The sequence below is a fragment of the Streptomyces sp. NPDC098101 genome (assembly GCF_044760185.1).
Classification (GTDB): domain Bacteria; phylum Actinomycetota; class Actinomycetes; order Streptomycetales; family Streptomycetaceae; genus Streptomyces.
In genome coordinates this window covers 1,445,057-1,469,156 of record NZ_JBIWAS010000001.1, presented here as the reverse complement: position 1 = coordinate 1,469,156, position 24,100 = coordinate 1,445,057, and the positions used below count along the sequence as shown (strand labels likewise).

Here is a 24,100-nt window from a genome sequence, read left to right as displayed (position 1 = left end):
TGGGGTGGGCTGGGCCGGTAGAGATGCCGAATCAGTGCGTACGCGTGCGCGTGCGGGCGGCTTCGGCGGTGCGGGAGCCGCGGTGTTCGGCGTCCGCCGGATGCTCGTCCGGTGCGGTGGGGCGGCCCGCGGAGGCGTACGCGGCGCGTTCCCCGGCCGTCGGGGAGAGGGCGACGAAGGCGGCGGTGATGAAGAGGTACGAGCCGAGGCCGACGGCGAGCGGGAAGACGAACTGCATGACCGTGGCGCCGGGCAGGGCGGCGGCGGAGGGGACGACCTCGACGCTCACCGCGAGCATTCCGGTGTAATGCATACTGCTGACCGCCGCGCCCATGACCAGCGAGGCGACGGCCACGGACGCGGGCGCGTGGATGTGGAGGGCCGCCCACAGTGCCGCGGTGGCGGCGACGACGGCGATCAGGACGGAGAGACCGACGAGCAGGGGGTCGTACCGGACCTGGCCGTGGAGCCGGAGGGCGGCCATGCCCAGGTAGTGCATACTCGCCACGCCGACGCCCGTGGTCAGTCCGCCGATCAGCAGGGAGCGGACCCGGTCGCGTCCGTGGGCGACGGCGAACACGCCGACGCCGACGACGGCCATCGCGACGACGAGGCCGAGGACGGTGAGCGGAACGTCGTAACGGATGTCGGTGCCGGTCACGCCGAATCCGAGCATCGCGACGAAGTGCATCGTCCAGATGCCGCTGCCGATCGCGGAGGCGGCGGTGAGCAGCCAGTTCCGCCGTGACCGGCCGGTCGCGTCGAGCGCCCGTACGGTGCAGCGCAGTCCGAGGGCGGCGCCGATGCAGGCCATCGCGTACGACAGCACGGGGGTAAGCCAGCCGAAGGCGGCGTGGTCCAGGTGTCCCATGGCTCAGGGACGCTAGTGCGCATCGGGGGGCGCACCGGGGGCGCATTTCGAAAGCTGATGGAATGTGACAGAGAGCTGCCCCCGAACGATCGCGCCGGGTTCGAACGCTCACGCAGAAAGCCCGCGCCGCGCGTTCACCCCTCCGGGTGGCGTGCGTGCCCGGCTCTCACCTCTCCGGGTACGGGATCATGGGCGCATGAGCGATGACCCCACACGCGTCCGAGAGTTCTTCGGCGCCCGCGCCGCCGACTGGGACAGCCGGTTCCCCGACGACGGCCCCGCGTACGCCGCCGCCGTGGCCGAGCTCGGCCTGCGCCCGGGCGACGCGGTCCTCGACGCGGGCTGCGGGACCGGCCGCGCGCTTCCGCCGCTCCGTGCCGCCGTGGGCTCCTCCGGCACCGTCATCGGGGCGGACCTCACCCCGGAGATGCTCGAACGGGCCGTCCGGGCGGGGCGCGACGGCGCGGACGGCGGGGCGCTGTTCCTCGCCGACGTCGGCCGGCTGCCCGTGCGCGGGGGCGCGCTCGACGCCGTCTTCGGCGCGGGGCTCGTCTCGCACCTCACGGATCCCGCCGCCGGTCTGCGGGAGCTCGCCCGTGTCGTACGGCCCGGCGGTCGGCTCGCGCTGTTCCACCCGATCGGGCGGGCCGCCCTGGCGGCCCGGCACGGCCGCTCCCTCACGCCGGACGACCTGCGTGCCGAACCCCGGCTGCGGCCCCTGCTCGCCGGGACCGGCTGGCGGCTCGTCGACTACGTCGACGAGGACGCGCGATACCTGGCCCTGGCCGTCCGCGAGGACTGAGCCACCTTCGGCGTCCCTCCGGCAGGCCCCCGGGCGCGCCCACGCGCCCTTCTGCACCGGCACTCCACTGTCTACGGTGGACCTGCCGGGCAGCCGTGCCCGGGAAAGGCGGCGGGCCGTGACACAGGTACCGGAAAGACTCCGCAGACTCCTTCCCTTCGCCCGGAGGCCGCCCGGGGCCGCCGCGCCGGCGCGTCCCGCCCGGCAGGGGCACAACCTCTTCGAGGCGGCGGCGGTGTACGTGGCCGCGTGCGCCGAGGACGACCAGGGCCGGGCGGAGGAGGCCGCGAACCGCGTCTCCCCCGGCGCGCTCTCCTTCGGCGTGAACGAACTGGCCTGCCGGGCCCTCATCACCCTCGCCCGGGAGCGCAACGAGTCACCGCTCGCCGTGGCCCGCTCGCTGCTCGGCCTGCGCGACGAATCGGCGTGACACCGGACGGACACGAGAACCGGACGGACATGGACAGCGGCGGTATCCAGGAACGGCGTCGGGCCGACGAGCACGGCCTTCTCCGACGAGCACGGCCTTCCCCGGCGGGAACCCTCGACGCGTGGGTTACTCACTGGTTAAGGTGCGCCGACGACTGGATGGGGAGGCTGCCGTGGCTGGGACGGACCCGATCGCCGAGGGCGACGGCGACGCCGACGCGCTGTTCGTGCTGACCGCCGCGCTGCTGACGCCCGCGCGCTTCCCGAGCGTGCTCGGGGACGACTATCCGGCGGCCTGCGCGGCGCTGGGCATCGGGCCGCACCCGGAGGGGTACGGGCTCGTCTTCGGCCAGGACGGTCTGGGGGCGCGGTGGACGGTGGTCGTCGACGACGTGTCCCTGGTCGCCGTGGCCATCTCCTCCTGGGACTGCGGGATGGCCTACGACCTGTCTCCGGACGAGGAGACCGTGGTCACCGGGCTGCCGGGCTGGCCGCTCCCCGTGGCCACCGCCGCCCCGGGGGTGCCGGCCCCGCACGACCCGGTGCCCGAGGAGGGCGACCCCGCTCCGCTGACCCCTCCGTCGGGCGACGTGTGGGGACCGGCCCAGCGTCGTCTGGGCGCCGACCAGGTGGCGCTCCACTGGACCTCCTGGCGGTCCCGGATAGGCGACGACGGCACGTACGCGGAGAGCACCGAGGGCACGGAGGCGGCGTCCGCCGGAGCCGCCGGGAGCGACCCGTACGACGGCGTCCGGAGGGTCCTGGACGAGCTGCACGCCTATCTGGAGGAGGCCCCGCCGGTGGGACGGGTGCGGTCGGCCTCCGGCGCGGAGGCCGGTGCGCGGCTGCTGCGGGCGGACGGCCCCGGCTGGTCGTTCGTGGCGCAGGCCGACGACATGGCGTTCGTCCTGCTCGACGAGCTGCCGCGCGAGGTGCTGCCGGTGGTGCGGGGGGCGAGGCTCCCTGCGCTCCTCAAGGGCCTCGACGCGATGGCCGTGCGCCCGGCCTGATCCGGTACCGCTCCCCGGAAACTCCCGGGCCTCAGGTCAGGGCGTGTCCGTACGCGGCGGCCAGGCCGTCGAGCTCCGGGTCGCCGTACACCGCGCGCAGCGCCCCGAAGGCCGCGACCTTGTCCTGGCCGAACCGGGACACGGACACCGCGTAGGTCTCCGGGGACAGGAACCTCGGCGGTGTGCTCTTGCTGTGGAACTTGTCCGCGTACATGACGATCCGTTCCTCGGGGGTGACCGCGACGTAGTCGGCGGGCGGCAGCGGCAGCCCCTGCGCGAGCACGTCCTCCTTGGTCAGTCCGACGCCCGTGTGGCACGAGCAGAACCGGCACACGGTCTCCGGGAGGCCCTCGGCCGCCAGGAGCTCGTGGCCCAGGATCCCGTGCCGTATGTAGTTCCGGCCGTCCAGCCGTCCCCCGGCGTCGTACAGGCGGTACACCCCGATGTCGTGCAGCAGGCACCCCGCGCGCACGAGTTCCGGGTCGAGGTTCTCGCCCGAGCGCGGGAGCAGGCGCTCGGCGATCCGCCACACGATCTCGCAGTGGGTGAAGACGAGCTCGAACGCCTCCTCATGAGGAGCGTGTTTTCTGTGCAGCGCGCGGATCTCGTCGACCGAGGGAAGGTGCATCCCCGCAGCCTAACGAGCCGGGGACACGGCGGGTCCGGGGCGTGCCCCATAGGACGGCGGCCCGAGGTGTGGTCTCCGACCATGGCCCGGGGCAAGGGGCACACCGCACGATGTGGCGCCGATCCCCCCTTCTTTCCGCCGTCCCACCGGAGGCTCACCATGCGCCTGTTTCCGGGCGTCTCCCTGTTCGCCGCGTTCCTGGCCGGGGTCACCGTCCTCGCCCCCGCGTCCCCCGCCGGGGCCGAGCCGGAGGCCGCCGCGCACTGCGCGGGCCGTCACCGGCTCCACGTGCCCGGCGCCGAGCACCAGCGGTCCGTCTGTCTGGAGGACCTGACGACCACGGGGCTCGCGGGCACGCCATACACCGACATGGCGGACCAGGCCGGTCTCGCCGCGAAGGGGACCAGCAACCCCTCGGGGGTGCCCGGCGTTCAGATCGACGGCTACTTCCCCGACGACTCGCGGCTCAACGCCACGCACGGCTGGGGCCACGACGCGCAGTTCGTGATCCGGTTGCCCGACCGCTGGAACGGCGGCCTCGTCGTCACCGGCGCGCCCGGCACCCGCCGCCAGTACTCGACGGACGCGCTCATCTCCGACCAGGTGCTCGCCCGGGGCTTCGCCTACGCCTCGACCGACAAGGGCAACACCGGCCCGGACTTCTTCACCGACGGGCGGAGGCCCGGCGACGCGGTCGCCGAGTGGAACCGCCGGGTGACCGAGCTGACGCTCGCCGCGAAGAAGGCCGTACGGCAGCGGTACGGGCGGGCCCCGGAACGCACGTACATGACCGGCATCTCCAACGCCGGCTATCTGACGCGCTGGCAGTTGGAGAACCGGCCCGAGCTGTACGACGGCGGGGTCGACTGGGAGGGCGTGCTGTGGACCGCGCGCGGTCCGAACCTCCTGACGAGCCTGCCCGTCACCGTGGCGCGCTCGCTGGGGCGGGCCACCGACGAGGACCTGATCGGGGCCGGTTTCGCGGCGGACTCGCGCTTCCTCTGGCCGTACCACGAGCAGGCGTACTGGGGGCTGACGCAGAAGATCTTCCGGGCCGAGTTCGACCCCTCGTACGACCCGGCCTGTCCGGGCTCCACCGCCGGCCGGACCGTGGAGGAGATCTTCGCGCCCTGCGCCTCGGACGCGTCGTACGACTACGCCTCCCGGCCCGCGTCCGTCCACCGCGCCGTCGCGAAGGTCGCGCTCACCGGGCGGATCGGCAAGCCGCTCATCACGCTCCACGGCGACCTGGACACCCTGCTGCCCATCGCGACCGACTCCGACGTGTACGCGCGAATGGTCGACGACCGGGGGCGGGGCCGGCTGCACCGGTACTACACGGTGCGGGACGGGACGCACACCGACGGCCTGTACGACACGTATCCGGACCGGCTGCGGCCGATCCTGCCGTGCTACCGCTCGGCGTTCGACGCGCTGACGCGCTGGGTCGAGGAGGGCGTGAAGCCGCCCTCGGACCGCACGATCGCGCGGCCGGCGGGCGGTGACGTGGTCAACTCCTGCGCGCTGACGGGGTGAGCGCCCGGGCCGCCGGAGGGCCGCACCGCCCTCCGGCACCCGGCACCGGTCCCGTTCAGCCGCGCAGGGGCGCGCCCACCTCGTGCAGGTGTCCGAGGGCCTGGCGGTACGAGTCCACGAAGCCGGTCTCCGTGTACGGCACGCCGAGCGCGGCGCAGTGGGCCCGTACGGCGGGCTGGGCGAGCCGGAGGTTCGGGCGCGGCATACTGGGGAAGAGGTGGTGCTCGACCTGGTAGTTGAGACCGCCGAGGAACCAGTCGGTCAGGGCGCCGCCGCGGATGTTGCGCGAGGTGAGCACCTGACGGCGCAGATGGCCCCAGGTGTCGCCGTCCTCGTGCTCGTCCGGCCGGTCCATGCCCTTGTGGTTGGGGGCGAAGGCCATGCCCAGGTGGACGCCGAGGAGCATCTGGTGGAGCAGGGCGAAGACCAGGGCCTGCGCGGGCGTGAGCAGGGCGAGGAGCAGGGTCGCGTACCCGGTGAAGTGGGCGAGGAGCAGGCCGCCCTCGACGAGCCGTTCGCGCCGGGTGCGGCAGGGGCCGTCCTTCGCGAGCAGGGCCTGGATCCCGTACGCCTTGAGCGCGATGCCCTCCAGGGTCGTCAGGGGGAAGAACAGCTTGGCCTGGTGGCGGGTGAGGAAGCCGCGCAGGCCCGTGCGGCCCGCCGTCTGGTGCTCGGCGAAGACGAGGACGTCGGCCGCGACGTCCGGGTCCTTGTCGAGGTGGTTGGGGTTCGCGTGGTGACGGTTGTGCTTGTCGTTCCACCACTCCCGGCTCATGCCGAGGAGGAGGTTGGCGTGGACGAGCTGGACGGCGCGGCTCGCCCCGCGGTCGGCGGTGATCTGGGCGTGCCCGGCGTCGTGGGCGACGAAGGCGGCGCGCGCGGAGAGCAGGGCGAGGGGGACGGCGAGCGGAAGCGCCCACCAGGAGGGTCCGACGAGGGCGAGTCCGGCCACCACGGCGGCGATGCCGAGCAGGTTGAGGACGATGACGCGGGCGTACCAGCCGGGGCGGTGTTCGAGGAGGCCCTGTTCCCTGACCGTCCGCAGGAGCGGGCTGAACTCGCTGCCGCCCCTGACGCGGGCGGGCGCCGCGGGAGGTGCGGCGGCCGGGGGCAGGACGGTGACCTGAGACATGGTGGGCTCCGGTTTCTGTCGGTCGATGGGCGCCTGCCCGAACGTACGGACGCGCGACCCTCCGGAACCATGGCGTCACCACCCGTCCCGGGCGGGGGCGCTCCCGGGGGACCGGGGTGGGGAGAGCCCCACCCCATGAAGGAACGTTCACCCGTGACGCGCATCACTCGAATCGAGTACACATCGGGGATTGCGGTGGGGTAGCATCTGCGACTCGGTCTCCAGTAGTCAAATTTGAGGAATGCGTTGTCGTTGTCGCACGGAACCGATGATTCGGCCCGCGAACCCGCCCGGAAACTCTCCCGCCACTCCGCCGTCTTCCTCCCCGCCGATCCGCCCCGCGCCGGACGGATCGCCTTCTGGTCCCCGGACGGCGAGCCGCTGCCGGACCTTCCCGGCGTCTCGCTGCCCGACTTCCCCGACGCGCCCGTGGCCGTCTCCGAGCTGACGGTCGTGGACGGCGACACCCTCCGACCCGTGACCGTTCCCGCCCGCGCCCTCTCCGTACGGGACGCCCTGCCGCTGCTCGTGCGCGCCCGGTTCTCGGACGCCGCGTCGCCCGCGGCCGCCTTCTGGGGCGCCGCCGCGCTGCTCGCCCTGGACCTCGTGGCGCGCGGTCTGCTCCTGCCCGGTCTCACGCCCGGCGACCACGACGCGTGGCGGGCCGGGCCGCTCGGCCCGGAGGAGCTGGTGCGGCTCCGTACGCTCGCCGCGTCGATGCCGCCCACGGCCCATGCCGTACCCCTCGCCACGGTCTCTCCCGTCTCCCCGGATTCCCTCGGCTCCCCCGGTGTCCGGGACTCCTCCGGTGAATCGCCGCTGCTGCCCGAACCGGAGGCGCTGCTCCGGGCCTTCGTCGACGCCGTCACGGACACCCTGCCGCGCACTCCGGCGGCTCCGCGGGCGGCCGGTGGGCCCGCCTTCGCGGCCCGGGAGCCGCGGACGGTTCCCGAACAGCGGGCATGGGCGGCCGACGTGGCCGCCGTGCACGACGCGGGCGTCCGGCTCTCGCTCCGTCTCGAACTGCCCGGCTTCACCGCCGAGTCGCGGGAGGCGCCCGGCTTCCGGGCGGTGCTCCAGCTGCACGGCGTCGCCGATCCGACCCTGGTCGCGGACGCGGCCGAGGTGTGGTCGGGCTCCGGACCGGTCGGAGCGGCGTTCGGCCCCCGCGCCCGTATGGACGCCCTGCTCGCCCTCCGGCGCGCCGCCCGCGCCTGGCCCCCGCTCTCCCCGCTCCTGTCGGCGGCCGTGCCCGACACGGTCGAACTGGCCGACGAGGAGGTCACGGAACTCCTGGGCCCGGCGGCCGACGCCCTCGCGGCGCTCGGCGTCCGGGTCCACTGGCCGCGCGAACTCACCGACCGGCTGACGGCCAGGGCGGTGATCGGCCTGCCGGACGGGGGTGGAGACGGGGACGGAAGCTCGGCACACGACCCGCACGCCCCGCACGCCCCGGGCACTCAGAGCACCCGGAGCACCGACCACAACGCAGGGCCTTCCTCCCTCCCCTCCCTCCTCTCCGCCGGCTCCCTCCTCGCCTTCAACTGGCGTTTCGCCGTCGGGGACCACGAGCTGACCCGTACCGAGCTCGACCGGCTCGCCGAGACCGGGCGCCCCCTCGTACGGCTGCGCGACCGGTGGGTCCTCGTCGATCCGGCCGAGGTGCGCCGTGCCAGGACCCACCAGGACCGCAAGGTCACGCCGGTGGACGCGCTCTCGGCCGTGCTCACCGGGACGACCGAGATCGACGGGCGGACCGTCGAGGTGGCGGCGACCGGCCCGCTGGAGCGGCTGCGGGAACGGCTCGCGCGCCCCGAGGGCGACCGGCCCGAGGTGGCCCAGCCCGCCGCGCTCGCCGCGACCCTGCGCGACTACCAGCTGCGCGGGCTCGACTGGCTGCACCGGATGACCTCACTCGGTCTCGGCGGCTGCCTCGCCGACGACATGGGACTCGGCAAGACGATCACGGTCATCGCCCTGCATCTGCACCGGCAGACCGATCCGGCTTCGGCGGGTCCCACCCTCGTCGTCTGCCCGACCTCGCTCATGGGCAACTGGCAGCGGGAGATCGAGAAGTTCGCGCCCGGCACGCCGGTGCGCCGCTTCCACGGCGCCACCCGCGACCTGGAGGGGCTTCCCGACGGCGGCTTCGTCCTGACCACGTACGGCACCATGCGGCTCGACGCCGAGCGGCTCGCCGCACGGAACTGGGGGCTCGTCGTCGCGGACGAGGCTCAGCACGTCAAGAACCCGTACTCGGCGACGGCCCGCCGGCTGCGGACCATCGGGGCACGCGCACGCGTGGCGCTGTCCGGCACGCCGGTGGAGAACAACCTCTCCGAGCTGTGGGCGATCCTCGACTGGACCACGCCGGGGCTGCTCGGCGGTCTGGGCGCCTTCCGCACCCGGTTCGCCGCCGCCGTCGAGGGCGGTCGCGACCCGGCCGCCGCCGCGCGCCTTGCCGCGCTCGTCCGGCCGTTCCTGCTGCGCCGCCGCAAGTCGGACCCCGGCATCGCGCCCGAGCTCCCGCCGAAGACGGAGACCGACCGGACCGTGTCGCTGACGCCCGAACAGGCCGGTCTGTACGAGGCGGTGGTGCGGGAGACGCTTGCGGCGATCTCCGAGGCCGACGGCATGGCGCGCCGCGGTCTCGTCGTGAAGCTCCTGACGGGGCTCAAGCAGATCTGCAACCACCCCGCCCAGTACCTCAAGGAGGAGCGGCCGGAAACCGCGGGGCGGTCGGGCAAGCTGGAACTGCTGGACGAACTCCTCGACACGATCCTCGCCGAGGGCGCGTGCACCCTGGTCTTCACCCAGTACGTGGGGATGGCCCGACTCCTGGAGGCGCACCTCTCGGCGCGGGGCGTGCGGACGCAGTTCCTGCACGGCGGCACGCCGGTCGCGGAGCGGGAGGCGATGGTCGCCCGCTTCCAGAACGGCGAGGTCCCGGTCTTCCTGCTCTCCCTGAAGGCGGCGGGGACGGGGCTCAACCTCACCCGTGCCGAGCACGTCGTGCACTACGACCGCTGGTGGAACCCGGCGGTCGAGGCGCAGGCCACCGACCGTGCGTACCGGATCGGGCAGGACCGGCCGGTGCAGGTCCACCGGCTGATCGCGGAGGGCACGATCGAGGACCGGATCGCCGCGATGCTCGACCGCAAACGGGAGCTGGCGGACTCCGTCCTCGGCACCGGCGGGGACATGCCGCCGGAGCTGACCGAACTGACCGATGCCGAACTGGCGGAGCTGGTGCGACTGCGAGGGGACGGACGATGAGCGGGTACGGACACGGGGACGACCAGCGGACGTTCGCGGCGCTGCCGCCGGCGCCGGGCAGCACGGGCTTCACCCGGACCTGGTGGGGCCGGGAGTGGCTCAAGGCCCTGGAGGACACCGCGCTCGACGGTCAGCAGTTGAAGGCGGGGCGCCGCCACGCACGCGCGGGGGCGGTGGGCGCCGTGTCGGTGCGGCCCGGCCGGATCACCGCGGTGGTCAAGGACCGGGACGGCACGGCACACCGGAGCGACGTGCTGGTGCGGGAGTTCTCCGAGGAGGAGTGGGAGCGGCTGCTCGGCCTCGCGGTGGACAGCGCGGGCCACATCGCGGCGCTCCTGGACCGGGAGATGCCGCCACACCTGGTGGAGGACGCGGCGGCGGCCGGGCTCGATCTGCTGCCGGGCATCGGCGACCTGGATCCGGAGTGCGGCTGCGAGGCCTGGGACCACTGTCCGCACACGGCGGCGCTCTGCTACCAGGTGGCGCGGCTCCTGGACGAGGACCCCTTCGTGCTGCTCCTGATGCGCGGGCGCGGCGAGCGCACCCTGCTGAACCAGCTCCAGGAGCGCAGCGCCGCGCGTGCCGTCGCTCCTCCGGCGCACGACGGGGGCGGCGGCGCGGACGGCACCGGCGCTCCCGGGTCCACCGGCGGGATGCCGGGCGTGTCGGCCGAGGAGGCGTACGCGTCGGCGTTCCTGCTGCCGCCGCTGCCCGCTCCCCCGGTCGCTCCCGCCGCGCCGGGCCGGGCACCGTCCCTGGACACGGACACCGAGCCGGAGCCGGGGGTGGACCCGGCGGCCCTCGAATTCCTCGCGGCGGACACGGCGGACCGCGCGCACCGGCTGCTCGTCGAGGCGCTGGGCTCGGGCGGGGACGTGTCGCAGCTCGTAGAGGCGGGGCTGACGGACGCCCAGGACGCGGTACGGCTCGCCGCGGGCTCCCCGGCTCCGTGGATCGTGGCGCGGCTCGCCGCCGGTTCGGGCCGGTCGCGGGCGGACCTGGACCTCGCCACGCGCGCGTGGCGGTTCGGGGGCGCCGCCGCCCTCGCCGTACTGGAGGAGGAGTGGACGCCGGACGCCGAGGCGCTGGCCCGTGCCGGGGCGCGGCTCGCGGAGGCCTGGGAAGACGGCGAGCGGCCGGTCCTGCGGCGTTCGGGCGGCGCGCGGTGGACGGCCGTGGGCGCGGAGGCGCAGCTGCGGCTCGGCGAGGACGGCCGCTGGTGGCCGTACCTGAAGGCCGGTGGCCGCTGGGCTCCGGCGGGTCCGGCGGACCGGGACCCGGCGGCGGCCCTGGCGACGGCCTTCCCGGTGGGTGCCGTCTGAGCGGACGGTGCGACCCGGACCGCGAGAACGTCTCCCGAGCCGGTCGGCGCTATCTGAGCCGGTGGCTGATCCTGCCGCCGCTGGAGGAAGGGGCCGCCAGGCTGCAGGCGACGCTGTCCGAGCCGAGGAGGTGGCTCGTGCGGTACGGGTACTGGACGAAGGTCGTCCAGTGGGTACCGAGCGGCTGCCGGGCGGCCTTGCGGCGCAGCGGCTCGCGGCAGAGTTCCGCGGCCGCCTCGCGCACCGCCCGGTCCGTGGCGTAGCGGCCGGCCAGCCGGGGCCGGGCGACGAGTTCGGCGGAGTGCGGCGTGTCGCAGGGGCGCCGGACGGCGGTGCCCGGCGCGCCGCGGTCGATGTCGAAGCAGTCGCCCACGCGCAGCGCCTCGAAGGAGACGGGCCGCTCGGAGCGCCGGTCGCCCCTCGGCCCGCCGGAGGGGGCCGGGGCGGTCCTCGCGGGGGCGGTGTCCCCGGTCCTGGACGGTGCCGGTGACGTGCTCGTGCGCGGGGACCGGGCTTCGGGCTCCGTACGCGCCGGGGTGCCGCTCCGTGTCGTGCCGGGCGTCGGCGTGTCGGAGGTCCCGGCGCCGGGCGTGCCGGACACGCCGGGCGCGTCGGGTGAGCGGCCGCCGGTCGCGGGAGGGGCGGCCTCCGCGCCGGTGTCCTCGGTGGCGACGGGGGCCGGCGCGCCCGCCGGGTTCCCGTCGTTCTCCCCGCCTCCCCGGACGGCCAGGAAGGCTGTCGCCACCAGGGCGGCCGTGAGCAGCGGGACGAGCGGCGTGCCGAACCGGCGGGCGCGCCGCGCCGCCGGTACCGGCCGGGGCGCGGCGAGCCGTCCGGAGCGCCGGCGTTCGCGGTCGGCCGGGCCCCGTCCGTACGGCGTCGTGACGATTTCCGAACGCGCGCCCTGCCGCCCCTCCGTCATGACCGTCCTACAGACCGAGCTGGCGCTCGGCGCCCTCGACCGTCTGGGCGAGGAGCACGGCGATGGTCATGGGGCCGACGCCGCCGGGGACGGGGGTGATCAGGGAGGCGCGCTCGGCGGCCGACGCGAAGTCGACGTCACCGATGTTGCCGGGGTTGTAGCCGGCGTCGACGACGACGGCACCGGGCTTGATGTCCTCGCCCTTGATGAAGTTCGGCCTGCCGACGGCGGCGACGAGGACGTCGGCCTCGCGGACGACCGAGGAGAGGTCCCGGGTGCGGGAGTGGCAGTAGGTGACGGTGGCGTCGCTGCCGAGGAGGAGCAGGCCGGCCGGCTTGCCGAGGATGGCGCTGCGGCCCACCACGACGGCCCGCTTGCCGCTCAGTTCGACGTCGTACGCGTCGAGGAGGCGCATGATGCCGCCGGGCGTGCAGGAGACGAAGCCGGGGAGGCCGAAGCCCATGGCCGCGAAGGAGGCCATGGTGACGCCGTCGACGTCCTTCTCCGGAGCGATGGCCTCGAAGGCGGCGCGCTCGTCGATGTGGGGGCCGACCGGGTGCTGGAGGAGGATGCCATGGACCTCGGGGTCCAGGGAGAGGGCGGTGATCTCGGCGACGAGCTCCTCGGTCGTCGTGGTGGCGGGCAGCTCGACGTGACGGGAGCGGATCCCGGCCTTCGCACAGCGGTTCCGCTTCATCTTCACGTACGTCACGGAGGCCGGGTCCTCGCCGACCAGGACGGTCGCGAGACAGGGGGTGACGCCGGTGCGGCGGGTGACCTCGGCGGCGCGGGCGGCGGTCTCCTCGACCGTGCGGCGGGCGAGGGCCGTACCGTCCATGAGGGCGGCGGTGCTGGTGGACATGGCAACTCCTGGGCGTCGTCTCTGACCGCTGGTTCGCCCAGGCGCACGGCATTCGGCACGGTCGCGCCGGTGGGCGCGCCCCGTCGGGCCGCTCCCCGGTGGTGATCCACCTCAAGCGCCAGTCACGGCCCGGGCCCCACTCTACGTGAGGGCCGGGGGCGAGTCTCGGACAGGTCGAGACCGGGCTCCGGCAGGTGACAGTCGCCCGTCGGGGACGAATCGTCGCTGACCACTTCCGGACGCCGCCGTGCCGGTTGTCGAACCGGTTCCCGGTTGTGTGGATCCGGAATCGATCCCCTTGTTATTCCTGGCAGTTAGTGATCAATTCAAGTACTCTTCGATCGCGCCGGGGGGCGTTGGGGGCACCCGGGCCCAATGCCCTGGGGGTGCACGTGTTCCATGCCGCAGTGCTCGATCTTCCGTTTCCGCTGCACAGCCATCCGGACCGGGAGCCCGCCGCCCTCCTCCACCGGGAGTGGCTGCACCGCCACGAGGGGCTCGTCGGATCCGTGGACCGGGCGGTGTACGACCGGTGGGACGTGCCCCGGCTCGCGGCCTTCACCAGTCCCGACTGCGCCACCGGCGATCTCGCCCTCGCCGCGGACCTGCTCGGCTTCTACTTCCTCTTCGACGACGGCTTCGACACCGGTCTCGGCCGGGCCCCCGCGCGGGTGGCGGAGGTGTGCACCCGGTTGACGGCCCTCCTGCACGGGGACGGCCCCGCGCCCGGCGCCCGCACCCCCGTCGAGCGGGCCTTCGTCGACCTCTGGGAGCGCAGTGCGCGCGGCATGTCCGCCCGGTGGCGGGCCAGGAGCGCCTACAACTGGGAGTGGTACTTCGCCTGCCACCCCGCCGAGGCCGCCGGACGGCTCTCCGGGCGGCTCCCGGACCGGGAGGACTATCTGGCGCTCCGCCGGGGAACGGCCGCCATGGAGACGCTCTTCGACATGGTCGAGCGGCTCAACCGGTTCGAGGTGCCGCAAGAGGTGCTGCACCACCCGACCTTCCGCCTGATGCGCCAACTGGCCGCCGACATACCGTCGTTCACCAACGACGTGCACTCGTACGCCCAGGAGCTCGCCCGGGGCGACGTCGCCAACATGGTGATGATCGTCCGCGCGGAGCGCGGCGGCAGCCCCGAGGAGGCGGCCGCCGAGGTGATGCGCGAGGCCCAGGCGATGGTCGACCGCTTCGTGGAGCTGTCCGGCCGGGTCCCGGAGATCTGCGACCTCCTCGGGCTCTCCCCGGCCGGGCGCGAGGCCGCCCGGCGTTACGTCGACGGCCTCGCGTCCTGGATCGCCGGCTACCACCGCTGGGAGGTCGACACCGGCCGCTACGGCGACTGAGCGGCCCGCACGCGTGCGCGTGCGGGCCGCTCGGATCGGTCGCGTGGGTCAGACGTCGCGCCACTTCGCCTGGCCGAAGGAGAACACGCCGAAGAGGACGAGCCCGAGGGCCACGAGGACCAGCAGCCACGGTCCTGCGGGGGTCTGCGCGAACGAACGGATCGCGTCGTCCATGCCCTTGGCCTCGTCCGGGTCGAACTGGATGGCCGCCTTCAGGCCGAAGAAGCCGATCGCGGCGAAGACGAGCCCGCGCCCGACGCCACCGGCGATGCCGGTCACGTCCATGAAGCGCCGCTGCTTCTCGGACATCGTGGCCCACGTCAGGTGCTTGCGGTACTTCCGCATCACGGCCCGGCCGGCCATCCACAGGCCCGCGCCCAGGAAGCCCACGGCCGCCGCGCCGACCAGCCACTGCCCGGCCGGCAGGTCGAGGAGACGGCCGGTGATGTCATGGCTCTGCCGGTCGGTCGAACCGGCGCCGCTGTTCCGGTTCCCCGTCGCGAAGGACAGGACGAAGAAGGCCGAGACGGCGTAGAAGACGAACCGGGCGGCGGACACGGCCCGCTTGGCGGGCTTGTCGCCCTTCGGACCGGCGCTGCCGAACAGGGCCTCCGAAAGCCGCCACAGGGCCATGCCCACGAGTCCGATGCCGAGGGCCCAGAGGATCACGGCTCCGAACGGCGTCTCGGCGACCTGCGCGAGGGCCCCGCCCTTGTCGGCCTGCTCGCCCGTTCCGGTCAGTCCGATGCGTACGGCCAGGATCCCGATGAGCAGGTAAAGGACTCCCCGCGCGACGAAACCCGCCCGCGCACCCGCTCGCACCACGTCCCCACGGGCCGCTCTTCTCGCGACGGCCGTGGTCGACCCCCCTGCGCTCATGCCCACTCACCCCTTCTCTGATCGGAATGACCGGGTGCCCCGTCTTCTCCGTTCGAACCCCCGCGGCGCGTTCGAACGCCGACCGGTGTCCGGCGCGCGACCTGGCACGGGCCACCGTTTGCGGTCCTCCGGCGCCCGTCGGAGACTGGGCGGGGTCGGGGGACGATCCGGAGAGGGCATGGGCCGATGGGCGCATACGCTGACCTTCCTGGGGTCAGGACCTGGTACGAGACCGAGGGCGAGGGCGACCCGCTGGTCCTGCTGCACGGCGGCTTCTGCACCAACGAGACGTGGGGCGCCCAGCGCCCCGACCTCGCCGGCGCGTACCGCCTCTTCCTGCCCGAGCGGCGCGCCCACGGGCACACCCCCGACGTGGCCGGGCCACTGTCGTACCGGGACATGGCGGACGACACGGTGGACTTCCTGGAGCGGGTGGTCGGCGGCCCGGCGCATCTGGTCGGCTGGAGCGACGGGGGCGTCGTCGCACTGCTCGTCGCCGCCGCCCGGCCCGATCTGGTCCGCAGGGTCGTGGCGATCGGGGCGAACTTCCGCCCCGGCCCCGAGTGCTTCGTCGAACCGGCGATGCTCGACGGGATGACGCCCGACAGCCCGGACATGGAGTTCTTCCGCGAGATGTACGCGGCCGTCACGCCGGACGGCCCGGACCACTGGCCGGTGGTGGCGGCCAAGGTGGTCGACATGTGGCGGACCCAGCCGACACTCACCCCCGAGGACCTGGGACGGGTACGGGCGCCCACTCTGGTCGTGACCGGCGACGACGATCTGATGACGCTCGAACACACCGCCGCCCTCTACCGCGCGCTCCCGGACGCCCGGCTGGCCGTGGTGCCCGGCGCCTCCCACCTGGTGCCGCTGGAGCAGCCGGAGCGGATCAACCGGATGGTCCTCGACCATCTGGCGCGGGAAACCGCCGTCGAGACGATGATGCCGGTCCTGCGCGCGGCGCCCGGCGCCCCGGACGGCGCTTCCGGCTGATCGCGGGCGGAGCCGCGCGGGGCGGGCTACGCTCGTGGCCATGGCTGGTGACGGTGAGTACGAGCGCGACCGGAACTACATCACGACGCGGATCACGGCCGACGGCCGGGACGGGTATCCCGTGGAGCCGGGGCGCTACCGGCTCGTCATCGCCCGCGCGTGCCCCTGGGCGAACCGGGCGGCGATCGTGCGGCGCCTCATGGGGCTGGAGGACGTCCTGTCGATGGGCGTCGCCGGGCCCGTGCACGACGAACGCAGCTGGTCCTTCCATCTGGACCCGGACGGCAGGGACCCGGTCCTCGGCATCGAACGGCTCCAGGAGGCGTTCTTCCGAAGGGACCCCGAGTACGCGCGCGGGATCACCGTGCCCGCGATCGTCGACGTCCCCACCGGCGCGGTGGTGACCAACGACTTCGCGCAGATCACGCTCGACCTGGGCAGCCAGTGGACGGCCCATCAGCGGGACGGCGCGCCGGAGCTCTATCCGGAGAAGTGGCGCGACGAGATCGACGACGTGGCCGAGAAGGTGTACCGGGACGTCAACAACGGTGTCTACAAGTGCGGTTTCGCGAGCGGCCAGGAAGCGTACGACAAGGCGTACCGGAGGCTGTGGGACCGGCTGGACTGGCTGGAGGAGCGGCTTGGGAACCGGCGCTATCTGGTCGGGGACACCCTCACGGAAGCCGATGTCCGTCTCTTCACGACCCTCGTACGGTTCGACGCCGTCTACCACGGCCACTTCAAGTGCAACCGTCGGAAGCTGACCGAACTCCCCGCGCTGTGGGGCTACGCGCGGGACCTGTTCCAGACGCCCGGTTTCGGCGACACCATCGACTTCGAGCAGATCAAGACGCACTACTACGTCGTCCACCGCGACATCAATCCGACCGGGATCGTCCCCCTGGGCCCGGACACCCGGAACTGGCTCTCGGCGCACGGGCGGGAGGAGCTGGGCGGGCGGCCGTTCGGCGACGGCACGCCGCCCGGGCCGCCTCCGCCGTCCGAGCGGGTGCCGCTCCTCGGCCCGGGCTGAGCCGGACCCGCGCGGCCCCGTACATGCGTCGGCCCCCGCCCTGTCACGGGCGGGGGCCGACGTGCGGGACCGCTCAGGTCACCGGTTCGGGACCGGGTCCCGGCGGGGGCAGCGGGCCGGGCTGCGGGAAGGGGTCCGGGGGCGGCGTCGGCGCCGGCGGATCCGGCTCGGGCTGGGGCGGCGCGGGCGGAACGGGGTCCGGGCCGCCGGGTCCGGGGACGGGCCCCGGCAGCGGTCCCGGTCCGGGAGCGGGGCCGGGCCCGGGCGGGGGTGTGGGGCTCGGAGGGACGGGATCGTTCGGGGGCGTGCTCATGAACCCTCCTGACGGTTCGACGCGGTCTCGCTGTCGACCCGCGCCTACCCGCGTCCGGAGCGATCACTCACCCTCCGGGCCCGACCGCGTTCCCGCGGTCACCCGCTCTCCGAGTCCGGCCGTGCTTTCGCGGTCACCCACCTTCCGGGCCCCGCCGTGCTTTCGCGGTCACCCACGCTCCGGGCCCGGCCGTGCTTCCGTGGTCACGCTCCCCCGGAGTCCGGCCGTGTTCCTCCGCCGCGTCCACTCGGGTGCCACTCGGTCAGCAGGATGGTGGCGTCGTCACGCAGTTTGTGGCCCTGGTGCTGCCGCAGGCCCTGGACCAGGCGCCGGAGCGCCTCGGGGGCGGGGGCGCCGGCCGCCGTGGCGCGGATGACGGTGTCGGCCAGCCGTTCCTCGCCGTAGAAGTCGCCTCCGGGCGAGCGCGCCTCGGTGACGCCGTCGCTGTAGAGCAGGATCCGGTCGCCGGGCTGGAGGCGCGCGGTGTGTTCGGTGGGCGGCGTGTCCCTGAGGAAGCCCCAGCCGAGCGGCAGATCGGGTTCGCGGTCGAGGACGTGCGGGAGGACCCTTCCGTGGCGGATCAGCAGGGGCGGCGGGTGCCCGCAGTTGATCCAGGTCAGCCGTCCGACGGAGGTGTCCAGATGGGCGACGACGGCGGTCATGAGACGGTCGGTGAACCAGGTGTCCAGGATCTGGTCGATCGAGGTGACGATGTCGGTCAGCGAACCGCCGGACCGGCGGGCCGCCCGGCAGGCGGCGAGTCCGGCCGCGCTGGCTCCGCCGGAGGCGAGGTCGTGGCCCATGGAGTCGATGACGGTCAGGTGCAGGCCGCCGTCGTCCAGGGTGTGGTCGAAGGTGTCGCCGCCGATGTCGTAGGCCGGTTCGAGGACCGCCGAGGAGGTGACCTCCGACGTGCCGATGGTCCGCGGCGGCAGGAAGGCCCACAGGAGTTCGGCCTGCACCGTCATCGCCCGCGCGCGTTCCGTCTCGACCAGCAGGTCGCTGTGGGAGGACTTCGACACCACGAGCAGGGCGGCGACCCCGGCGAGCGCCTCGACGCGTCCGAGCAGGACGTCGTCCAGGGCGGACGCCGTCACCATCAGGACGCCGACGCGTTCGACCCCGTCGATCATCGGCAGCCAGGCGGTGGCCCCGTCCCTCGACCGCTGCGCCCGCTGCGTGCGGTAGGCCAGACCCGCCAGCGAGGTGTCGACGTCGAGCGTCGGCCGGTCGGCGACGTCCGGCTGGGGCAGCGGGATCAGCCGGATCTGCTGGAGGTCGGTGACGTACATGGCCGTCTCCCGGAGCCCCATGCGGCGGCCCGCGTCCTGGACGAGACCCGCGAGTTCCCGTACGGACCGCAGATGGGAGCCGGCCAGCAGATCGCCCAGGGCGTCCTCGTACGTCGACACACGACCTCCGCGGCTCTTCCCCGGCGTGGAGCGGCCCGTCCTCCCCCGGGTGCCCCCGGGGTGGCTCCCAGGCTACGCAGGCCCTCCGGTGATCGCACTCCTCACGCGCGCGTGCGTACGGACGCGCCCTCCCGGTCCCGGTCCGCCGAGGGGAGCTTCTCGCCGGGCAGGGACGGGGGACGGCGCGCACCCTGGGAAAAGGAAAACTCCAGGCGGATGGGATGCCGACCTGCGGGAAAGAGGACGCCATGGCTGAGGACGTGATACCCGACAGTGACCGGCGGACCAGAAGACGCGAGACGCCCGAGGAACGGGCGGACCGGCGCTGGACCGAACTCATCCAGGAGATCAGGGTCGCCCAGACCGGCGTACAGATCCTCCTGGGCTTCCTGCTCACCGTGGTGTTCACACCACATTTCCAGGGACTGGAGCCGACCGACAAGACGATCTACATCGTCACCGTCGTGCTCGGTTCGCTGGCGACCGGCGCCCTCATCGGCCCCGTGGCCTTCCACCGCATCGTGTCGGGGCGCCGCATCAAGCCCCAGGCGGTCGTCTGGGCTTCCCGGCTGACGTTCCTCGGGCTCATCCTGCTCCTCGCGACGCTGATCTCGGCACTCTTCCTGATCCTGCGCGTGGCCACGCACGACGGCTACGTTCCGTGGCTGGTGTCCGGCGTCTTCGCCTGGTACCTGGTCTGCTGGTTCCTCCTTCCGCTGTGGGCGCGGTTCCGCTACACGAACGGGGACGACAACGGGGACGACGCGTCGTCCGACCGGTGAGACGGCGTCCGGACGGGGTGGCGGGCCGGCTTCCCCCGTCCGGACCGGAGGAGGGCCGCGATCGGGTGGTTGGGCGGGCCGGTGCGTCAGGGAGCGGAGGACACGGGTCAGGAATAGGCGCATGAGTACCTCTCTGCGACATCGACTGCGCGGCCCGGCCGTCGCCTGCCTCGCCGCGTCCTGCGCCCTTCTGCTCGCCGCCTGCGGCTCCGAGCAGAAGGAGACCACCACCACGTCCGCCCGCATCGCGCCGGCCCAGACCGACGGCACGGCCTACCCGTCGGGTTCCCCTTCCGCTTCTCCTTCCACCTCCCCGTCGGGGTCCGCGTCGCCGCGGCTCACCGACGACCAGGCCGAACGCCAGCGGCTCGTCCCGGCCACGAAGGTCACCTGGGACAAGGCCACGCAGGCCGCCGTGGCCGCCGTCCCCCAGGGCAAGCTGGTCGAGACCGAGCTCACCTGGGCGCCGCCGAACGCCACCGCGAGCGGCAGCGCCACCGCCTCCGCGTCCGCTTCTCCGTCCGTGAGTGCCGACGCGTCCGCCAGTGCGAGCCCGTCGGCGAGTGCGGGCGGGCGCACGCCCGCGTGGCACACGAGCGTCGCCACGTCGGACGGCACCCTCCACGACGTCTGGGTCGACGGCGTCAGCGGCAAGGTCATCAGCGACAAGCCGGACGCGGACCAGGACGCCGAGGACAAGCAGGAACTGGCCGACCGGTTGAAGCGGGCCACCGTCACGCCGGAGCAGGCGGTCCAGACGGCCACCCAGGACAACAAGGGCACCGTGACGACCGTGGAACTGGACGACGACGCCTGGTCGGTGGACGTGGTCGACACCGGCAACTGGGACAAGACGACGTACGAGGTCTCCACGACCGAGCGCCGGGTCCTCCGTCAGGAAGTCGACCGCGACTGACCGTTCGTCCCGGCCCGTCTCCTGCGGCCCGTTCCTTCCGGCCTGTTCGCTAAGGCCCGTTTTCCTTCCGCCCGTTCCGGCCCGTCCGGCCGGAACGGGCGCCACCTCCGGCGAACGGTCACCGGTCACCGGTCACCGGTCACCGAGGGAAACCTTCTCCGATTTCCAGCTTTCCGGCATGTCATGCGCCGTCCGGCGAATTGCCTTCGATCGTGTACAAAACCCGGCTTCTGTACATCGATAGCACCTCGGCACCCCGATAGTGGATCAACAGCCGGGCACGTGTCCCGGCGTCATCCTCATCCTCACCGAAAGCCGGGTGCATCCCCATGCCCACCACCGAGGCCACCGACCGTGTGCAGCTCGTGTTCTCCCTCTTCGACGCCGACGGGAACGGCTTCCTGGAGCCCGCCGACTTCGAGCTGATGGGGAACCGGACCGTCGCGGCGCTGCCGACGGCCGACGAGAAGGCCGGGACGAGGCTCCTCCGCGCCTTCCGCCGGTACGGGGACACGCTCCTGTCCGAGCTGGACGCCGACGGGGACGGGCGGATCAGCCCCGAGGAGTTCACCGCCGTCGTGCTCGACCCGCAGCGGTTCGACGCCGCCGTCGACGAGTTCGCCGAGGCGCTGTCCGCGATGGGCGACGTGCACGGCGACGGCTTCGTCGCCCGCCCCGACTTCCTCTCCCTGATGACCGCCATCGGCTTCGACCGCCCCAACATCGAGGCGCTGTTCGAGGCCTTCGGCCCGGTGGACGGCGACCGTGTCCCGGTGGCCACCTGGGCGGACGGGATCCGCGACTACTACCGCCCGGAGAAGGCCGGCATCGCCGGTGACCGCCTCGTCCCCGGCGCCGCCCGATGACCGGGGAGATCGGGCAGGGGGCCACGGGGGCCTCGCCGTTAGGCCACGTCCGGCCCGCGATCGGCCTGGCCGTGGGCCACGGCACGGGCCCGGAACTGGCGGACGTCTTCGAGCGCGTACTGAACACCTTCGCCGCCAGTCGCCCGGACGGCGCGGGCGGTTCGGGCAGCTCGGGCGTGGACGTCGTCCGCTCGCCGCGTCTGTACCACTCCTACGTCTCGCTCCGCCGGGGCCACGACGTCGCCGCCACCCAGCGGCTGACCGCCGAGGACGCCGAGCACTACGAGGCGTGGTGCCGGGAACTGGCCGGGCGCGGCACCACGGCGGTCTTCCGCACCGCGATCAACGCCCAGTCGCTGTATCTCGTCCGGCGACGGCTGCGCGCCGTGAAGGTCGACCTGCTGACGGCCGACGGGCGGTCGCTGCTGCTGGTCCGGGACCAGGCCCAGGGCTTCTACACCGGTGAGAACACGCACGTCCCGGGCGAGGTCACCCGCACCCTGACCTTCAGCCACGAGATCACCGGCGCGGTCGTCGAGCACGCCCTGGAGCGGGCCCGGCGCACCTGGCCCGACGGGCGGATCGGCCGGATCGTCATGGCGTACAAGTTCCACCTGCTCGACGGCGCGTTCGACGCGTGGGTGGCCGAGCTGTCCGAGCGGCTCGGGGTGCGGATCGAGGTGTTCCAGCCGGACACGGTCAACCGCAACCTGCTCGCCCACGGGCTGCCCGACCGCACCCTGCTGATCGCCGGGAACGAGTGGGCCGACATCATGCACGTCATGCTCCTCGACCGGTACGGCTCCGACCGGCAGGAGAACCGCTGCACGGAGAACGTCTGTCTCGACCCGGCGCTGCGGGGCCTGGTGGAGTACCAGACCGTGCACGGGTCGGCCGACGACCTGGCGGGCCGGAATTTGGTCAACCCGGTGGCCACGGTCCGGGCCGCCGCGCTCGTCGCCGAGCACCACGCCGGGTGCCCCGGTGCCGTGGCGGCCACGGAGGCCGCCCTCGCGGTCCTCGACGAGCGGGGCGTGCGCACCCCCGACCTCGGCGGCCGGCACTCCACGAGCGATGTGGTCGACGCGCTGATCGACACGCTCGACGTCCCCGGGCCGGGCAGTGTGCTCCGGGACGCGGCCCTGGTGGGCGGCCCGTGACCGCGTCGGCGCGCACGGCCCTGGTCGTGGTGGACCTGCAGAACGACTTCTGCGCGAGTCCCCTGGCCAGGGCCCGGTTCCGCGGCGACCCCGCGACCCTGGACGCCGTCGCCTCCTCGACCGCCGGAGCAGTTGAGGAGGCCCGGCGCCGGGGCGTGGAGGTGGTGTTCGTCCGGTTCCTCGGCGATCCCTCCCACCAGGGGGCGAGCTGGCGGCTGCGGGACCGGGCCCGGGGCAGGCCGCCGAAGTGTCTGGAGGGCACCTGGGGCGCGGAGTTCCACCGCGTTCTGCCCGCCGCCGGAGAGTCCGTCTTCACCAAGCGGGCCTGCTTCGACGCCTTCCTCGCGACGGGCTTCGAGGAGCACCTGCGCGCCGGGGGCGTCGAACACCTGGTGTTCGCGGGCCTGTTCGCGGACGTGTGCGTGGACTCCACGGCCCGCACCGCGTTCCAGAAGGGCTTCCACGTCACCGTACTGGCGGACTGCACCACGTCCCTGCACCTGCCGTACGAGGAGGTCCTGGCGTTCATGCGCGTCCTCTACGGCGCCCGCACCCCCGCATCGGACGACCCGTCCGTGTGGTCCGTTCCCGGGGCGGAGCCTCGGCGGCAAGATGAGCAGGAAGAAGGGGAGGAGACGTGCGCACCGCAGCCGGTCCGGCTCCGGGGGTGACGGCGGGCGTGGGCCGCACCGCCCTCCTGGTGGCCGCCGCCCGCGCCGTGGAGACCCACCGTCCCGACGCCCTCGCCCGCGATCCGTTCGCCGCCGCCTTCGTCCGGGCGGCGCTGGACGCCACCGACTGGCCGCTCCATCCCGACGAGGTCCCCGGCGGTGCCTCGGACCCGCTGTGGGGCAGGCTCGGCCGGTACTTCGGGCTGAGGACCCGCGTCCTGGACGACCATCTGCTGGCGTCCGCCCGGTCGGGCGTGCGCCAGGTGGTGCTCCTCGGCGCGGGGCTCGACTCCCGGGCCTTCCGGCTCGACTGGCCCGCCGGGACCCTCGTCCACGAGATCGACTCGGCCGACGTGCTGGGTTTCAAGCAATCGGTGCTCGACGGCATCGGGGCCGAGCCCGTCGCCGAACGCCGCCCGTGCGTCGCCGACCTCCGGGACGACTGGACGGAAGCACTGCTCAGCTCCGGTGGCGGTGGCGGTGGCGTCTCCGGTTTCGACCCGTCCGTCCCGACCGCCTGGCTCGCCGAGGGCCTGCTGCTCTACCTCCCCGCCGAGGCCGAGCGGCGGCTGATGGACGACGTGGACCGGCTCAGCGCCGCCGGCAGCACGCTGGCGTACGAGATCAAGGAGGTGACCGCCGAGTCGGGGCGGGTGCGGAGCGGCCCCGTCTACACGACGACGCGCGAGCGGATCGGCATCGACCTGCCGGGCCTCTTCGCCGCGGGGCCGCGTCCCGACTCGGCCGGGTCCCTCGCCGCCCGTGGCTGGCAGGTGGCCGTGCACCGCCCGTACGACTTCACCGCGCTCCACGGCCGGGGCCCGCTCCCGGAACCGGACGACGCCTTGGAGGCCAACCGCTGGATCTTCGCCACGGCGGATCGTCCCGCTCCGGGACGGGGCCGCTCCTCGCGGGGTTGAAAGGGCCGAGCCGCAT

22 protein-coding genes and 1 riboswitch are annotated in these 24,100 nt (G+C 73.7%); of the genes, 15 read left to right on the top strand and 7 right to left on the bottom strand.

The window, feature by feature from the left end; genetic code table 11:
- Positions 1–31: 31 nt before the first annotated feature.
- A complete protein-coding gene (locus ACIQVI_RS06040; protein ID WP_403591591.1) occupies positions 32–871 on the bottom strand; it encodes an MHYT domain-containing protein in 840 nt (279 codons plus the stop codon).
- A 196-nt stretch (positions 872–1,067) separates the two neighbouring features.
- Here ACIQVI_RS06040 and ACIQVI_RS06035 point away from each other — a divergent pair, with 196 nt between their 5' ends.
- The 3 genes from ACIQVI_RS06035 to ACIQVI_RS06025 all read left to right on the top strand — a co-directional run bounded on the left by ACIQVI_RS06035 (position 1,068) and on the right by ACIQVI_RS06025 (position 3,112).
- The gene (locus ACIQVI_RS06035) at positions 1,068–1,673 is read left to right on the top strand and encodes a class I SAM-dependent methyltransferase (protein ID WP_403591588.1); all 606 of its coding nucleotides are present in this window, start codon (positions 1,068–1,070) and stop codon (positions 1,671–1,673) included.
- 118 nt (positions 1,674–1,791) lie between these two features.
- Complete coding sequence (locus ACIQVI_RS06030) at positions 1,792–2,103, top strand: hypothetical protein (protein WP_351972381.1); 312 nt, start codon at positions 1,792–1,794, stop codon at positions 2,101–2,103.
- A 172-nt stretch (positions 2,104–2,275) separates the two neighbouring features.
- Positions 2,276–3,112 (top strand): hypothetical protein, encoded by an 837-nt coding sequence (locus ACIQVI_RS06025; RefSeq protein ID WP_403591586.1) that lies wholly within the window; start codon positions 2,276–2,278, stop codon positions 3,110–3,112.
- A gap of 31 nt (positions 3,113–3,143) precedes the next feature.
- Here ACIQVI_RS06025 and ACIQVI_RS06020 read toward each other — a convergent pair whose 3' ends face one another.
- Positions 3,144–3,740, bottom strand: coding sequence for an HD domain-containing protein (locus ACIQVI_RS06020; RefSeq protein WP_403591583.1), 597 nt, complete (start codon positions 3,738–3,740; stop codon positions 3,144–3,146).
- 159 nt (positions 3,741–3,899) lie between these two features.
- Here ACIQVI_RS06020 and ACIQVI_RS06015 point away from each other — a divergent pair, with 159 nt between their 5' ends.
- On the top strand, positions 3,900–5,276 hold the full coding sequence (locus ACIQVI_RS06015) for a tannase/feruloyl esterase family alpha/beta hydrolase (protein WP_403591580.1): 1,377 nt from the start codon (positions 3,900–3,902) through the stop codon (positions 5,274–5,276).
- A 55-nt stretch (positions 5,277–5,331) separates the two neighbouring features.
- On the opposite strand, the gene ACIQVI_RS06010 is transcribed toward ACIQVI_RS06015, so the two are convergent.
- Positions 5,332–6,408: an acyl-CoA desaturase gene (locus tag ACIQVI_RS06010; protein WP_403591578.1), complete on the bottom strand. Its 1,077-nt coding sequence runs from the start codon at positions 6,406–6,408 to the stop codon at positions 5,332–5,334.
- 246 nt (positions 6,409–6,654) lie between these two features.
- Here ACIQVI_RS06010 and ACIQVI_RS06005 point away from each other — a divergent pair, with 246 nt between their 5' ends.
- Entirely contained in the window at positions 6,655–9,684 is a 3,030-nt protein-coding gene (locus ACIQVI_RS06005) for an SNF2-related protein (RefSeq protein WP_403591574.1), read from the top strand.
- On the top strand, positions 9,681–11,006 hold the full coding sequence (locus ACIQVI_RS06000) for an SWF or SNF family helicase (RefSeq protein WP_403591571.1): 1,326 nt from the start codon (positions 9,681–9,683) through the stop codon (positions 11,004–11,006). Before ACIQVI_RS06005 ends, ACIQVI_RS06000 begins: the two co-directional genes overlap by 4 nt.
- A 49-nt stretch (positions 11,007–11,055) precedes the next feature.
- Here ACIQVI_RS06000 and ACIQVI_RS05995 read toward each other — a convergent pair whose 3' ends face one another.
- Together ACIQVI_RS05995 and ACIQVI_RS05990 are read right to left on the bottom strand one after the other, a co-directional pair.
- On the bottom strand, positions 11,056–11,928 hold the full coding sequence (locus ACIQVI_RS05995; protein ID WP_403591568.1) for a hypothetical protein: 873 nt from the start codon (positions 11,926–11,928) through the stop codon (positions 11,056–11,058).
- 7 nt (positions 11,929–11,935) lie between these two features.
- Positions 11,936–12,790: a bifunctional 5,10-methylenetetrahydrofolate dehydrogenase/5,10-methenyltetrahydrofolate cyclohydrolase gene (locus ACIQVI_RS05990; RefSeq protein ID WP_403591565.1), complete on the bottom strand. Its 855-nt coding sequence runs from the start codon at positions 12,788–12,790 to the stop codon at positions 11,936–11,938.
- A gap of 28 nt (positions 12,791–12,818) precedes the next feature.
- Positions 12,819–12,926, bottom strand: a riboswitch (ZMP/ZTP riboswitch).
- 271 nt (positions 12,927–13,197) lie between these two features.
- Between ACIQVI_RS05990 and ACIQVI_RS05985 the strand changes: the two genes are divergently transcribed.
- On the top strand, positions 13,198–14,136 hold the full coding sequence (locus tag ACIQVI_RS05985; protein ID WP_403591563.1) for a terpene synthase family protein: 939 nt from the start codon (positions 13,198–13,200) through the stop codon (positions 14,134–14,136).
- Between the two features lie 48 nt (positions 14,137–14,184).
- Here ACIQVI_RS05985 and ACIQVI_RS05980 read toward each other — a convergent pair whose 3' ends face one another.
- Entirely contained in the window at positions 14,185–15,015 is an 831-nt protein-coding gene (locus ACIQVI_RS05980) for a DUF1206 domain-containing protein (protein WP_403591559.1), read from the bottom strand.
- A 186-nt stretch (positions 15,016–15,201) separates the two neighbouring features.
- On the opposite strand from ACIQVI_RS05980, the gene ACIQVI_RS05975 reads away from it, so the two are divergent.
- Together ACIQVI_RS05975 and ACIQVI_RS05970 are read left to right on the top strand one after the other, a co-directional pair.
- The gene (locus tag ACIQVI_RS05975) at positions 15,202–16,011 is read left to right on the top strand and encodes an alpha/beta fold hydrolase (RefSeq protein ID WP_403591556.1); all 810 of its coding nucleotides are present in this window, start codon (positions 15,202–15,204) and stop codon (positions 16,009–16,011) included.
- A 40-nt stretch (positions 16,012–16,051) separates the two neighbouring features.
- The gene (locus tag ACIQVI_RS05970; RefSeq protein WP_351973003.1) at positions 16,052–17,044 is read left to right on the top strand and encodes a glutathione S-transferase C-terminal domain-containing protein; all 993 of its coding nucleotides are present in this window, start codon (positions 16,052–16,054) and stop codon (positions 17,042–17,044) included.
- Between the two features lie 516 nt (positions 17,045–17,560).
- Here ACIQVI_RS05970 and ACIQVI_RS05965 read toward each other — a convergent pair.
- Positions 17,561–18,769 carry a PP2C family protein-serine/threonine phosphatase gene (locus ACIQVI_RS05965; protein ID WP_403591552.1) on the bottom strand — a complete coding sequence of 403 codons (1,209 nt, stop codon included), beginning with the start codon at positions 18,767–18,769 and terminating at the stop codon, positions 17,561–17,563.
- 248 nt (positions 18,770–19,017) lie between these two features.
- Here ACIQVI_RS05965 and ACIQVI_RS05960 point away from each other — a divergent pair, with 248 nt between their 5' ends.
- The 6 genes from ACIQVI_RS05960 to ACIQVI_RS05935 all read left to right on the top strand — a co-directional run bounded on the left by ACIQVI_RS05960 (position 19,018) and on the right by ACIQVI_RS05935 (position 24,084).
- Entirely contained in the window at positions 19,018–19,551 is a 534-nt protein-coding gene (locus ACIQVI_RS05960; protein WP_351973001.1) for a DUF6328 family protein, read from the top strand.
- Positions 19,552–19,672: 121 nt separating this feature from the next.
- Positions 19,673–20,467 carry a PepSY domain-containing protein gene (locus ACIQVI_RS05955; RefSeq protein ID WP_403591549.1) on the top strand — a complete coding sequence of 265 codons (795 nt, stop codon included), beginning with the start codon at positions 19,673–19,675 and terminating at the stop codon, positions 20,465–20,467.
- Between the two features lie 329 nt (positions 20,468–20,796).
- On the top strand, positions 20,797–21,333 hold the full coding sequence (locus tag ACIQVI_RS05950; protein WP_403591546.1) for an EF-hand domain-containing protein: 537 nt from the start codon (positions 20,797–20,799) through the stop codon (positions 21,331–21,333).
- Positions 21,330–22,493, top strand: coding sequence for an isocitrate/isopropylmalate family dehydrogenase (locus ACIQVI_RS05945; RefSeq protein ID WP_403591543.1), 1,164 nt, complete (start codon positions 21,330–21,332; stop codon positions 22,491–22,493). The genes ACIQVI_RS05950 and ACIQVI_RS05945 overlap by 4 nt, the downstream gene beginning before the upstream one ends.
- The gene (locus tag ACIQVI_RS05940) at positions 22,490–23,164 is read left to right on the top strand and encodes a cysteine hydrolase family protein (protein WP_403591540.1); all 675 of its coding nucleotides are present in this window, start codon (positions 22,490–22,492) and stop codon (positions 23,162–23,164) included. Before ACIQVI_RS05945 ends, ACIQVI_RS05940 begins: the two co-directional genes overlap by 4 nt.
- Positions 23,131–24,084 carry an SAM-dependent methyltransferase gene (locus ACIQVI_RS05935; RefSeq protein WP_403591537.1) on the top strand — a complete coding sequence of 318 codons (954 nt, stop codon included), beginning with the start codon at positions 23,131–23,133 and terminating at the stop codon, positions 24,082–24,084. The genes ACIQVI_RS05940 and ACIQVI_RS05935 overlap by 34 nt, the downstream gene beginning before the upstream one ends.
- Positions 24,085–24,100: the final 16 nt, after the last annotated feature.